The sequence below is a fragment of the Streptomyces sp. NPDC007929 genome (genome assembly GCF_042959065.1).
Classification (GTDB): Bacteria; Actinomycetota; Actinomycetes; order Streptomycetales; family Streptomycetaceae; genus Streptomyces.
Genome location: NZ_JBIBKD010000001.1, coordinates 363,684 through 376,039, shown reverse-complemented (window position 1 = coordinate 376,039; position 12,356 = coordinate 363,684). Strand labels below are relative to the sequence as shown.

Sequence of the window (12,356 nt, the reverse complement as noted above, 5' to 3'; positions counted from 1 at the left end):
GGCCCATGGACGACGGCACCGATCGCACCCTGCGGGCGCTGGGCCTGGCCGAGGCGCCGCGCGAGCACCCCCTGCTGTATCCGGGGGCGTGGCCCGCTGATTCCGGGCTCCTCGCCGGAGACCGCTTCCTGCCTGCCGAGCGGCTGGTGTACGAGGACCGCACGCCGGTCATCGCCATCGGCTCCAACGGCTGCCCGGGGCAGTTGCGGCACAAGATGACGGAGTGCGGGATCGGCTCACCGCTGCCGATGGTGAAGGCCCGGGTGACGGGCATCGACGCGGGTGTCTCCGCGCATGTGAGCCGCATGGGCTATGTCTCGGCGTCGCCGGTCGGCGCCCCGGGCGCCGTGCGGGAGCTGTTCGTCCTCTGGCTCGACGCCGAGCAGCTCGCTGTGATCGACGCGAGCGAGGGCGTGCCGGTGCCGGGCGGCAATTTCGACCGGGCGTGGCTGCCGTCGCCCGACGTCCGGATCGACCTCGCGGACGGCACCCGCCTGCCCGGGGCGTACGCCTACGTCAACCGGCACGGCGTCCTCCACGACGGCACGGGCACCAGGCGCACGCACCCGGGTGAGCGGGAGCTGCTGACCGAGCTGCTGGTCGGGCTGCCGCGGTTGCGGGAGCTGTTCGGTGTCGTGCCCGAGGAGTTCTGCGCGCGGGCACGCGGAGACCGGCGGTTGTGCGAGCGGGGCACCCGGCTGTTCATCGAGGAGAAGCTGGTGACGGCCTCCGGTCTGGAGCGGTACGTGGCCGCCTCGGCGCGGGCTCAGCAGAGCGGGAGCCCGGGGACCGGTGCGTCGTTGTCACCGCCCTTGATGTAGACGTCGCTGACCCAGACGCCGGTGTTGCCGCTGTCGTCGTCGGTCTTCGCCCACCAGACGTTGGTCCACTGCCCGGAGGTCTCGCGGCGGCCGAGGTTTCGCTGGCAGTAGAAGTAGTTGGTGCCCGCGTTGAGGATGCCGGCCTTGGCGCCGGCGGCGGTGTAGGAGTCGGCGGTCTTCCAGACGTGGCAGTTGTACTTGCCGCCGCCGATGGGATGGCAGACCGGGGCCGGGGTGGTCGTGCCGCCGCCCGTCGGGGCGCCGCCACCGGAACCGCCGCCGGAGGTGTCGCCGTCCCGCGTCCCCTCGCTCGCGCCGCCGCTCGGCTTCTCGGGGGCCGGTGTGGTCGCCGCGGCGGTGGGCCCGGGGTCCTTCTTGCCCGCGGGCCTGTCGGCCGGGGCCTTCCCCTTGTCGTCGCCCTGCCGCGTGGCGGTCGGCGCGTTCGAGCCGTCGTCCGCCCCGGCGGGCTCGGTGGACCCGGCCTCCCCGCGGGCCGCGTCGGTCCGCGCCCCGGTCTCCTTGCCTCCTGGATCACCGAGGAGGGCGACCGTGGTCCCGGCGGCGGCGAGGACGACGGCGACGGCCGCGGCGGCCATCAGGACGCGCGCCTTGCGGCGGGAGGCGGTGCGGTCGGGGTTCATCGAGGTGGTCGGGGCGGTGGGTCCTGGCGTGCTGCCGCCGGGGGCGACGGGAGCGAGGGCCTGTGCGGCGGTGCCCGGGGGCTGCTGGGCGGAGCCCGTGCCCTGCGGGCCGGTGCTCGGGTGTTGCTCGGCGGGGCCGGTGCCCTGCGGGCCGGTGCTCGGGTGTTGCTCGGCGGGGCCGGTGCCCTGAGGGCCGGTGGCGCTCCGCGGAGGACCGAAACCCGGCGGTACCGACGGGACGCTGCGTTCCGTCTGCGCGCGCGGGGGCGTGGGCGCCGGGCCCCGCAGGGTGGACGTCGAGGTGTCGGTGCCGCCCGTGTCCGCGACCGCCTGGAGCAGGGCGCGGGCCTGGTCGGCCTCCGGGCGGGACTCGGGACGCTTGTCCATCAGCCGCTGGAGGACGGGGCCGAGGGGGCCGGCGCGGCGGGGCTCCGGCAGCGGCTCGGAGACGATCGCGGTGAGCGTGGAGAACGTGGACGTGCGGCGGAAGGGCGAGGAGCCCTCGACGGCCGCGTACAGGGTGGCGCCCAGGGCCCAGATGTCGGAGGCGGGGCCCGGGTCGGCGCCCTGGGCCCGCTCGGGGGCGAGGTAGTCGAGCGAGCCGACGAGTTCGCCGCTGCGCGTGAGGTGCGTGGCCGAACCGTCCCCCGGATCGTCCATCGTGGCGATGCCGAAGTCGGTCAGGACGACCCTGCCCGAGCGGTCGAGCAGGATGTTGCCGGGCTTGACGTCCCGGTGCAGGACGCCCGCGCGGTGGGCGGCGGCCAGTGCGTCCATGACCTTCGCGCCGATCCCGGCCGCCTCGCCCGGCTCCAGCGGGCCGCGCTCGCGCAGGACGTCGTCCAGGGACGGCCCGTCGACCAGTTCCATGACGATGAGCGGGCGCCCGTCGACCTGGGCGATGTCGTGCACGGCGATGACACCGGGGTGGCGGACCCGGGCCGCCGCGCGGGCCTCGCGCTGCATCCGCAGCTGCAGAGCGGCCAGTTCGGGACCGGCCGCGTCGGTGTAGGTGCGCAGTTCCTTGACCGCGACCTCACGGCCGAGGACCTCGTCGACGGCCTTCCAGACGATGCCCATGCCGCCGCGTCCCAGCGCCGCCGTGACGCGGTAGCGGCCCGCCAGCAGCCGCCCGGCCCCGTCCGTCTGCCCGTACTCCCCCGTCGACACGCTGCCCCGTTCCTGTGACCCCACCGGATGCGCCGACGACCCGACACCGTCGGCGCGTGGCGTACAGACTACGGGGCTCCGGTGACAGCGACAGGCGCTGGTGACGGCTGTGACAGGCCCGGTACGCGCTGTCCGATCCGCCGGACCGGCGTGGTCACGCGGAAGCCGTCAGGTCCCCGCGCCGGGGCGCCGCGAAGCTCTCCAGGTCCGCCCGGGTCAGGCCGGCCAGGCGGGCGACCTCCCCGATGTCCAGGGCGCCGCAGTCCAGGCCGCGCAGCAGGTAGCCGCTGAGGGCCTTGGCGGTGGCGGGTTCGTCCATGACGTCGCCGCCGGTGCGGTTGGCGTAGCGGGACAGCCGGGCGGCGGCCTGCTCGAAGCCCTCGCGGTAGAAGGCGAAGACGGCGGCGTAGCGGGTGGGGATGTGGCCGGGGTGCATGTCCCAGCCCTGGTAGTAGGCGCGGGCCAGGGCGCGGCGGGTGAGGCCGTAGTGCAGGCGCCAGGCGTCGTGGACCTTGGCGGTGGGGCCGACCGGGAGGACGTTCGTCGAGCCGTCCGAGACGCGTACGCCGGTGCCGGCCGCCGCGACCTGCATGACGGCCTTGGCGTGGTCGGCGGCGGGGTGGTCGCCGGCCTGGTGCGCGGCGGAGACGCCGAGGCAGGCGCTGTAGTCGAAGGTGCCGTAGTGCAGGCCGGTAGCGCGGCCGTCGGCGGCCTGGATCATGCGGGCGACGGTGGCGGTGCCGTCGGCGGCGAGGATGGACTGGCTGGTCTCGATCTGGATCTCGAAGCCGATCCGGCCGGGCTCGAGCCCGTGTGCCTTCTCGAAGGCGTCCAGCAGTCGTGCCATGGCGGTGACCTGCTCGGCGTAGGTCACCTTCGGCAGGGTGAGGACCAGTCCGCCGGGCAGGCCGCCGGCCTCCATCAGGCCGGTGAGGAAGATGTCGAGGGTGCGGATGCCCCGGGCGCGTACGGGCGCTTCCATGCACTTCATGCGGATGCCCATGTAGGGGGCGGCGGTCCCGTCCGCGTAGGCCTCGGCGATGATGCGGGCGGCGCGGGCGGCGGCCTCGTCCTCCTCGGCGTCGGGGCGGTTGCCGTAGCCGTCCTCGAAGTCGACGCGCAGGTCCTCGATCGGCTCGCGCTCCAGCTTGGCGCGCACGCGCGCGTGGACGGGCTCGGCGAGTTCGTCGGAGAGGCCCAGGACGGCGGCGAAGGACGCGGCGTCGGGAGCGTGTTCGTCGAGGGCCGCCAGGGCGCGGTCGCCCCAGGAGCGGACGGTGTCGGCGGCAAAGACGTCACCGGGCACGTAGACGGTGTGGACGGGCTGGCGGGTGCCGGGGTCCCCGGGGTAGCGGCGCTCCAGCTCGGCGTCGACCGGCGCGAGGGAGGCGCTGATCTCCTCGCTGACCGCGCCCGCGAGGCTCGTCGCCACCTTCTCCTGCTGGCCCTGACCCATTCCGAGACCCTCCTCTTTTCCGCTGTACGGAATCAACAATCCGTAGAGCGAAGTTATCGGCCGACCTTCGGCCTGGTCAACACCGTCTCGGAGTGGGGTTCCCCATCCTTCACCCTCGGTCACCGCCGACCCGCCCTCATCTTCCGTATTCAGCGGGCAAGCTTCATCCTGACGTGCAAGGGGAGGAGACCACGTGTCGAACGAGGTCGCGCTGACGCGCCGCCACGGGCTCAAGGCGGCGGCCGCCGCCGTCGTCGCGGGACCGCTGCTCACCACCGCGGGCGCCACACCGCCCGCTTCCGCCGGCGAGCACCCGGGCGCCCTGGACGTGATGACGTTCAACGTCCGCTTCGGGACCGTCGTCGACCGGACCCCGCGCTGGGAGGTGCGCCGACCGGTGATGCGAGAGCTGCTGCGCCGCGAGCGACCGCACGTCATCGGCACCCAGGAGGGGCTCTACCGGCAGGTACGCGCGATCGAGAAGGATCTCGGCGAGCACTACGACTGGATCGGCGTCGGACGAGGGGGCGGCAGCAAGGACGAGTTCATGGCGGTCTTCTACGACACGCGCAGACTCGAACCGCTCGAGTTCGATCACTTCTGGCTGTCCGACACCCCGTCCACGATCGCCTCGAACACCTGGGGTGCGGACTGGCTCCGCATGGTGACCTGGGTCCGTTTCACCGATCTCGCCGACGGGGGACGGGAGTTCTACGTGCTCAACACCCACCTGGACAGCGTCAGCCAGTACGCCCGGGAACGCTCTGCGGGGCTCATCGGCGAGACGATCGCCGCGTGGGACCGGTCCTCACCGGTCATCGTCACCGGCGACTTCAACGCGGCCGCCCACGACAACCGGGTGCACGACCTCATGCTGGACATCGGGCTGGTGGACGCCTGGGACGCGGCGGCCTCGCGGGGTCCGGCGTACGGAACGCACCACGGCTACCGGGCGCCCGAACCCGGCGGGCGGCGCATCGACTGGATCCTCACCACCCCCGGAGTGACCACGCACTCGGCCCGGATGAACACCTTCAGCAGGGGCGGGACGTACCCGAGCGACCATCTTCCGGTGCAGGCCTCGATGACCCTGGGATGAGAAGAGCCCCCGTGACCGTTCGCGCGGTCACGGGGGCCCTGTCCAGCCGGAGGCCGATCAGCCCTTGCGGGTCTTGATCTCCTCGGTGAGGGCCGGGACGACGTCGAAGAGGTCGCCGACGACGCCGTAGTCGACGAGGTCGAAGATCGGGGCCTCGGCGTCCTTGTTGACCGCCACGATCGTCTTCGAGGTCTGCATACCGGCGCGGTGCTGGATCGCACCGGAGATGCCGTTGGCGATGTACAGCTGCGGCGAGACGGACTTGCCGGTCTGGCCGACCTGGTTGGTGTGCGGGTACCAGCCCGCGTCCACCGCGGCACGCGAGGCACCGACAGCGGCACCGAGCGAGTCGGCGAGCGCCTCGATGATCGCGAAGTTCTCCGCGCCGTTGACACCGCGGCCACCGGAGACCACGATCGCGGCCTCGGTCAGCTCCGGACGGCCCGTCGACTCACGCGGCGTACGGCCGGTGACCTTGGTGCCGGTCGCCTGGTCGGAGAAGGTGACGGACAGGGCCTCGACCGCACCGGCGGCCGGGGCGGCCTCCACGGCGGCGCTGTTGGGCTTGACCGTGATGACCGGGGTGCCCTTGGAGACACGGGACTTGGTGGTGAAGGACGCGGCGAACACGGACTGCGTGGCCACCGGGCCCTCGGCGCCGGCCTCGAGGTCGACGGCGTCGGTGATGATGCCGGAGCCGATGCGCAGCGCCAGGCGGGCGGCGATCTCCTTGCCCTCGGCGGAGGACGGGACCAGCACGGCGGCCGGGGAGACGGCGGCGACGGCGGCCTGGAGGGCGTCGACCTTCGGCACGACCAGGTAGTCGGCGTACTCGGCGGCCTCGTGGGTGAGCACCTTCACCGCGCCGTGCTCGGCGAGGGCGGCGGCGGTGTCGGCGGCGCCGTTGCCCAGCGCGACGGCGACCGGCTCGCCGACGCGGCGGGCCAGGGTCAGCAGCTCCAGGGTGGGCTTGCGGACGGCGCCGTCCACGTGGTCGACGTAGACGAGAACTTCAGCCATGGGACTTCTTCTCTCCAGCTTGGATCAGATGAGGGGCGGTCGGCGTGGGGGCTCAGATGAACTTCTGGCCCGCGAGGAACTCGGCGAGCTGCTTGCCGCCCTCGCCCTCGTCCTTGACGATCGTGCCCGCGGTACGGGCCGGACGCTCGGCCGCGGAGTCGACCGCGGTCCAGGCGCCCTCCAGGCCGACCTCCTCCGCCTCGATGTCGAGGTCGGACAGGTCCCAGGACTGAACCGGCTTCTTCTTGGCCGCCATGATGCCCTTGAAGGACGGGTAACGCGCCTCGCCCGACTGGTCGGTCACCGACACGACCGCCGGCAGGGAGGCCTCCAGGTTCTCGGAGGCGGCGTCGCCGTCGCGGCGGCCCTTGACGGTGCCGTCCTCGACGGAGACCTCGGAGAGCAGGGTGACCTGCGGGACGCCCAGGCGCTCGGCGAGCAGGGCCGGGACGACGCCCATGGTGCCGTCGGTGGAGGCCATACCGGAGACGACCAGGTCGTAACCGGCCTTCTCGATCGCCTTGGCCAGGACCAGGGAGGTGCCGATGGCGTCGGCGCCGTGGATGTCGTCGTCCTCGACGTGGATCGCCTTGTCGGCGCCCATGGACAGCGCCTTGCGCAGCGCGTCCTTGGCGTCCTCGGGGCCCACGGTCAGGACGGTGATCTCCACGTCGTCGTCGGAGTTCTCGGAGATCTGCAGCGCCTGCTCGACCGCGTACTCGTCGAGCTCGGAGAGCAGACCGTCCACGTCGTCCCGGTCGACGGTCAGGTCATCGGCGAAGTGCCGGTCGCCAGTGGCGTCGGGCACGTACTTCACAGTGACAACGATCCTCAAGCTCACGCCGGCTCTCCTACTGCATCGTCATTTCCATGCTGCCTACTTGCAGGCAGCATAGGCGCCTCTAGCGTCCGATCCCGGTCGGGGCGAACCCACGCCCCGAGCGAAATATTACTCGTCAGTACACCCAGTTCGTTCCCGCTAAGCAAGCGCTTTGAACTGTGACCTTCGCAACGCAGCGTAACCGGAACTCGACGGTCACGCAGCCCGGGGGGACGCCCGGTTCAGTCGCGCAGGCGCTGGAATCGCCCCTGGTGGTAGAGGAGCGGACGGCCGGTGCCCGAGGGGTCGCCCTGCACCACCTCGGCGAGCACGATCCGGTGGTCACCGGCGGGGACGCGGGTCACGACCCGGCCCACCAGCCAGGCCACCACGCCATCGAGGACCGGGACGCCCTCGGGCCCCTCACGCCAGACGGTGGGCGGGCCGAAGCGGTCGGCGCCGCTGCGGGCGAAGGTGGCGGCGAGCTCCTGCTGGTGCTCGCCGAGGATGTGGACACCGACGTGGTCAGCCGTCCGGATCGCGGGCCAGCTGGAGGCGCCGGTGCCGACCCCGAAGGACAGCAAGGGCGGCTCGGCGGAGACGGACGTCAGCGAGGTGGCGGTGAACCCCACCGGTCCGGCCTCGCCACGGGCGGTGATGACGGCGACTCCCGCCGCGTGCCGCCGGAAGACCGAGCGCAGGAGGTCGGGCGTGGCGAGAAGGTCCGCAGGCATGCGGTCAGGCTGACGATAAATGGCATGCACAGTCAAGTTCGTTCCGTGATGTGGGAGATGACTCACTGGCGGCGTCGTGCCCGTCACACCGCCTCCCCCAGCGCGGCGATCACGTCGGCCTTGCGCGGCTGTCCCGTGGCCCGCCGCACCACCCGGCCGTCGGCGTCGAGGACCAGCACGGTCGGCGTCTTGAGGATGTCCAGCCGTCGCACCAGGTCCAGGTGGGCCTCGGCGTCGATCTCGACGTGGGTCACACCGGGCACCACCGCGGCGACCTCGCCGAGGACCCGCCGGGTCGCCCGGCAGGGCGCGCAGAAGGCGCTGGAGAACTGCACGAGCGTGGCCCGCTCGCCGAGTTCCGAGCCCAGGTCCGCCGCATCGAGCCGCTTGCCGTCGTCCCGCCCGCGCACCCGCACCCTCCCGCTCCGCCGCCGTTGCAGCACTCCGTAGGCGCTCGCCACCGCGAGCACCGCCACGCACACCACCAGTCCGGTCATCACCTGCTGCAAGCGTTCACGAGACCGCAAAGATTCCCGCACCCGCTCCACGGCCGCGCTGCGGAATGCTTGGTTCCCATGGACATCGATGCAAGAGGGCCGCGTTTCGGCGCGGCCGTCACGGCCGCCGTACTGGCGGTCGTTCTGGTCACCGGGAGCGCCTGGCTGCTGGCCTGGCAAACGCTGGCGTTCGCGCTCGGCGCCGCGGGCGGGGTCCGGCGCTCCCCCTACGGCCTGCTGTTCGCCCGGGTCGTACGGCCGCGGCTCGGGCCGCCGACGCGGTTCGAAGCGCCCGAACCGCCGCGTTTCGCCCAGGCGGTGGGGTTGCTCTTCGCCGGGCTCGGGCTCGTCGGGCTCACTCTGGGACCCGGCTGGCTGGGGCTCGCGGCGACCGGCGCCGCGCTCGCCGCGGCCTTCCTCAATGCTGCGTTCGGGTATTGCCTGGGCTGTGAGTTGTACCTGCTCGCGCGGCGCGTGACGGCGCGCGCGGGGTAATGGGGGCGCAAAAGCACGAGGTGGGAAGCCGCGGGCGACGTGACGAGAATCTCGTGGTGTACGGGCACGAGGACTGGCTACCCGGCCGTTCTTCGGGCACGATCTGCGAAAGCCGTAAACCTACGGCTGCGTAACTTTCCACTGGGAATCCCTTCCCAGGCAGAGCAGGAAGGGTCCGACCCGCCCATGGCAGAGCTCGTCTACCGTCCGGTCGTCGGTTTCGCCCGCACGCTGTTCAAGGTGTGGGACCTCAAGATCGACCTCCAGGGTTCGGAGAACATCCCGCGCTCGGGCGGCGCCGTGCTGGTGAGTAATCACATCAGCTACCTGGACTTCGTCTTCGACGGCCTGGCGGCGCTGCCGCAGAAGCGTCTCGTGCGGTTCATGGCCAAGGAGTCCGTCTTCCGGCACCGGATCTCCGGTCCGCTGATGCGCGGCATGAAGCACATCCCCGTGGACCGCAAGCAGGGCGAGGCGGCCTACGCGCACGCCCTGGACTCGCTGCGGTCGGGCGAGATCGTCGGGGTCTTCCCGGAGGCGACGATCTCGCAGTCGTTCACGCTGAAGAGCTTCAAGTCGGGTGCGGCGCGCCTGGCGCAGGAGGCCGGCGTCCCGCTGATCCCGATGGCGGTGTGGGGCACGCAGCGGCTGTGGACCAAGGGCCAGCCGCGCAACTTCAAGCGCAGCCACATCCCCATCACGATCCGGGTCGGCGAGGCGATCGAGGCCTCCCGCGACAAGTACGCGGGCGCCATCACGCGTCAGCTGCGCGAGCGCGTCCAGGAGCTCCTGGAGGCCGCCCAGCGCGCCTACCCCGTCCGCCCCAAGGGCCCGGAAGACACCTGGTGGATGCCCGCCCACCTCGGCGGCACGGCCCCGACGCCGGAGCAGGTGCGGGCGGCCGAGGCGCACTGACGCCGGTCCGGCCGGGGATCACGCCGAGGACTGCGGGGCGCGGACGGCGATGTCCGCTCCCGGGCTGAACCGCTCCAGCAGCCCGGCGAGTTCCTCCGCCGCCGCCGTCACCTCGGCGACCGGCATCGGCGCCAGGCTCTCCAGCAGGAAGACGCCCGACGTCGTCTCCTCGGTGAGCCGGGTGCGCGGGCCCTGGCGCCAGTTCCAGCGGCGGCAGGTCACACCCGCGTCGTCACACCACACCACCTCGCCCGCGTCGGGGTGTTCGACGGTCTCCTCACCTCCGGCGACGGACACGAAGTCCTCCCGCCCCGTGGCCCGGATCAGACGCATCCCGCCCTCGATACGGTCGAGGTCCTCGCCACCGATGGGGATGAGACGGTCGACGGAGACGGCGTTGTAGAGGTCGACGAGCAGGTTGATGCGGGGCAGCCCGGCGTCCGACAGGGCCCGTTTGGCCAGTGCCTCGGCCGAGTTGCGGGTCCTGGACGGCTTCGAGCCGAACGCCGTGTAGACCTGGCGCCAGGCGGCCATGTGCGGGTCCTCGTGCGGGTCGCGGCCCTCCAGCCGGGCGGCGAGTCGGCGTGCCGCGTCGTCCAGCAGGGCCGAACCGGCCTCGCTGCTCGGTCCGTTGACCAGGCCGTGCGCCTCGATCGCGACGTGGGTGAATGCGGGCGCGAGAGCGCGCACGTCGTCGGACACGGTCAGCGTGAGCGTCATGGTCGTCGCCTCGGGGTGCGGTGGCCGGATGCGGTACCACACACAGTACCCGATGGTCCAGTTCATTGGACCACCGGGTCATGAGTGAAGGCGCACTGCTCCTCGCCTTCCCGGCCACCCCCTGCTGCCGGTGACGCCGCTGCTCAGCGGGCCATCTCCTCCTTCAGCGCCGCCACGAACGTGTCCACGTCCTCCTCGGTCGTGTCGAAGGCGCACATCCAGCGGACGTCGCCCGCCGCCTCGTCCCAGAAGTAGAAGCGGAACCGCTTCTGGAGCCGTTCGCTCACGTCGTGGGGCAGCCGGGCGAAGACCGCGTTGGCCTGCACCGGGTAGAGGATCTCCACCCCGTGCACGGCCCGCACGCCCTCGGCCAGGCGCTGGGCCATCTCGTTGGCGTGACCGGCGTTGCGCAGCCACAGGTCCCGGGCGAACAGGGCCTCCAGCTGCACCGACACGAAGCGCATCTTGGAGGCGAGCTGCATGGACAGCTTGCGCAGGTGCTTCATGTGGCTGACGGCGTCGTGGTCGATGACCACGACGGCCTCGCCGAACAGGGCGCCGTTCTTCGTGCCGCCCAGGGAGAGGATGTCGACGCCGGCGGCGTTGGTGAGCGTGCGCATCGGGACGTTCAGGGTGGCGGCGGCGTTGGCGAGCCGCGAGCCGTCCAGGTGCACCTTCATGCCGTGCGCGTGGGCGTGCTCGCAGATGGCGCGTATCTCCTCCGGCGTGTAGACCGTGCCCAGTTCGGTGGCCTGGGCGAGGGAGACGACCTGCGGCATCGCGCGGTGCTCGTCGTCCCAGCCGTAGGCCTGCCGGTCGATCAGCTCGGGCGTGAGCTTGCCGTCGGGCGCCGCAACGGTGAGCAGCTTCAGGCCGCCGACCCGCTCCGGGGCGCCGCACTCGTCGACGTTGATGTGCGCGCTCTCGGCGCAGATCACCGCGCCCCAGCGGTCGGTGACCGCCTGGAGCGCCACGACGTTCGCGCCGGTGCCGTTGAAGACCGGGAACGCCTCGGCCGTGGGACCGAAGTGGCTGCGGACCACCTGCTGGAGGTTCTCGGTGTAGTCGTCCTCGCCGTAGGCGACCTGGTGCCCGCCGTTGGCCAGGGCCAGGGCGGCGAGGACCTCCGGGTGGGCCCCGGCGTAGTTGTCGCTGGCGAAACCGCGGACCTCGGGGTCGTGATGGCGACGGGCGTCGGTCTTCGGCGGGTTCACGGCTTCTCGGTGAGCCACAGACGTTTTCCGTTCACTTCGGCGGCGGGCTTCTCCCAGACTTCGGTGATGGCCTCGGCCAGGTCCTTGACGTCGGTGAAGCCCGCGAACTTCGCGTTGGGTCGGTCGGCGCGCATCGCGTCGTGGACCAGCGCCTTCACCACCAGGATCGCAGCAGCCGACGTCGGCCCCTCGGCACCCCCGGCCTTGCGGAAGTAGTCCGCCATGGCCAGCGTCCAGGCCTCGGCCGCCGCCTTGCCGGCCGCGTAGGCGGCGTTGCCCGCGGTGGGCTTGCTGGCGCCCGCGGCGCTGATCAGCACGTACCGGCCGCGGTCGCTGCGCTGGAGCCCCTCGTGGAAGGCGAGGGAGGTGTGCTGCACCGTGCGCACCAGCAGCATCTCCAGGAAGTCCCAGTCGTCGAGGCTGGTCCGGGTGAAGGTCTCGCTGCCGCGCCAGCCGCCCACGAGGTGGACCAGGCCGTCGACGCGGCCGAAGTCCTTCTCGATGCGGGCGGCCCAGTCACGGGTGGCCCCCAGGTCCAGCAGATCGACCGTGTCGCCGGTGACGGTGGCACCGCCGGACGCGAAGCTCGCCGCGTCCACCGCCTCCGCCAGCCGCTCCGGGTCGTTGTCCGAGCCGATGACGGTCGCTCCCGCCTCGGCCAGCCTGAGCAGCGCGGCCCGGCCGGCGGGTCCACCCGCTCCGGCCACCGCGATCACCGCACCGCTGAGCGCCCCGTTCCCCATGATTTTCGCCT

General features: G+C 72.2%; 13 protein-coding genes. 4 read left to right on the top strand and 9 right to left on the bottom strand.

Annotated features, from left to right (window positions below):
* Positions 1 to 5 precede the first annotated feature (5 nt).
* Positions 6 to 821 (top strand): hypothetical protein, encoded by an 816-nt coding sequence (locus tag ACFZDE_RS01730; RefSeq protein ID WP_391196442.1) that lies wholly within the window; start codon positions 6 to 8, stop codon positions 819 to 821.
* Here ACFZDE_RS01730 and ACFZDE_RS01725 read toward each other — a convergent pair.
* The gene (locus ACFZDE_RS01725) at positions 767 to 2,632 is read right to left on the bottom strand and encodes a protein kinase (protein ID WP_391196440.1); all 1,866 of its coding nucleotides are present in this window, start codon (positions 2,630 to 2,632) and stop codon (positions 767 to 769) included. The genes ACFZDE_RS01730 and ACFZDE_RS01725 overlap by 55 nt on opposite strands.
* A gap of 154 nt (positions 2,633 to 2,786) precedes the next feature.
* A complete protein-coding gene (locus ACFZDE_RS01720; protein WP_390991315.1) occupies positions 2,787 to 4,088 on the bottom strand; it encodes a DUF6986 family protein in 1,302 nt (433 codons plus the stop codon).
* 193 nt (positions 4,089 to 4,281) lie between these two features.
* Here ACFZDE_RS01720 and ACFZDE_RS01715 point away from each other — a divergent pair, with 193 nt between their 5' ends.
* Positions 4,282 to 5,187 (top strand): endonuclease/exonuclease/phosphatase family protein, encoded by a 906-nt coding sequence (locus ACFZDE_RS01715; RefSeq protein ID WP_391196436.1) that lies wholly within the window; start codon positions 4,282 to 4,284, stop codon positions 5,185 to 5,187.
* A 57-nt stretch (positions 5,188 to 5,244) separates the two neighbouring features.
* Here ACFZDE_RS01715 and ACFZDE_RS01710 read toward each other — a convergent pair whose 3' ends face one another.
* The 4 genes from ACFZDE_RS01710 to ACFZDE_RS01695 all read right to left on the bottom strand — a co-directional run bounded on the left by ACFZDE_RS01710 (position 5,245) and on the right by ACFZDE_RS01695 (position 8,258).
* Positions 5,245 to 6,207 (bottom strand): FAD-binding protein, encoded by a 963-nt coding sequence (locus ACFZDE_RS01710; RefSeq protein WP_391196434.1) that lies wholly within the window; start codon positions 6,205 to 6,207, stop codon positions 5,245 to 5,247.
* A 52-nt stretch (positions 6,208 to 6,259) separates the two neighbouring features.
* Complete coding sequence (locus ACFZDE_RS01705) at positions 6,260 to 7,048, bottom strand: electron transfer flavoprotein subunit beta/FixA family protein (protein WP_390991324.1); 789 nt, start codon at positions 7,046 to 7,048, stop codon at positions 6,260 to 6,262.
* Between the two features lie 221 nt (positions 7,049 to 7,269).
* Positions 7,270 to 7,761, bottom strand: coding sequence for a flavin reductase (locus ACFZDE_RS01700; protein ID WP_391196430.1), 492 nt, complete (start codon positions 7,759 to 7,761; stop codon positions 7,270 to 7,272).
* Between the two features lie 83 nt (positions 7,762 to 7,844).
* Positions 7,845 to 8,258, bottom strand: coding sequence for a thioredoxin domain-containing protein (locus ACFZDE_RS01695; protein ID WP_391197422.1), 414 nt, complete (start codon positions 8,256 to 8,258; stop codon positions 7,845 to 7,847).
* A 78-nt stretch (positions 8,259 to 8,336) separates the two neighbouring features.
* On the opposite strand from ACFZDE_RS01695, the gene ACFZDE_RS01690 reads away from it, so the two are divergent.
* Complete coding sequence (locus ACFZDE_RS01690; RefSeq protein WP_391196429.1) at positions 8,337 to 8,753, top strand: DUF4395 family protein; 417 nt, start codon at positions 8,337 to 8,339, stop codon at positions 8,751 to 8,753.
* 186 nt (positions 8,754 to 8,939) lie between these two features.
* On the top strand, positions 8,940 to 9,668 hold the full coding sequence (locus tag ACFZDE_RS01685; protein ID WP_391196427.1) for a 1-acyl-sn-glycerol-3-phosphate acyltransferase: 729 nt from the start codon (positions 8,940 to 8,942) through the stop codon (positions 9,666 to 9,668).
* An 18-nt stretch (positions 9,669 to 9,686) separates the two neighbouring features.
* On the opposite strand, the gene ACFZDE_RS01680 is transcribed toward ACFZDE_RS01685, so the two are convergent.
* The 3 genes from ACFZDE_RS01680 to ACFZDE_RS01670 all read right to left on the bottom strand — a co-directional run bounded on the left by ACFZDE_RS01680 (position 9,687) and on the right by ACFZDE_RS01670 (position 12,345).
* Positions 9,687 to 10,388 carry a phenylalanine--tRNA ligase beta subunit-related protein gene (locus tag ACFZDE_RS01680; RefSeq protein ID WP_391197421.1) on the bottom strand — a complete coding sequence of 234 codons (702 nt, stop codon included), beginning with the start codon at positions 10,386 to 10,388 and terminating at the stop codon, positions 9,687 to 9,689.
* 143 nt (positions 10,389 to 10,531) lie between these two features.
* Positions 10,532 to 11,602, bottom strand: a complete 1,071-nt coding sequence (locus ACFZDE_RS01675; RefSeq protein ID WP_390991339.1) for a beta-eliminating lyase-related protein — start codon at positions 11,600 to 11,602, stop codon at positions 10,532 to 10,534.
* Positions 11,599 to 12,345 carry an SDR family NAD(P)-dependent oxidoreductase gene (locus ACFZDE_RS01670; protein ID WP_390991342.1) on the bottom strand — a complete coding sequence of 249 codons (747 nt, stop codon included), beginning with the start codon at positions 12,343 to 12,345 and terminating at the stop codon, positions 11,599 to 11,601. Before ACFZDE_RS01670 ends, ACFZDE_RS01675 begins: the two co-directional genes overlap by 4 nt.
* Positions 12,346 to 12,356: the final 11 nt, after the last annotated feature.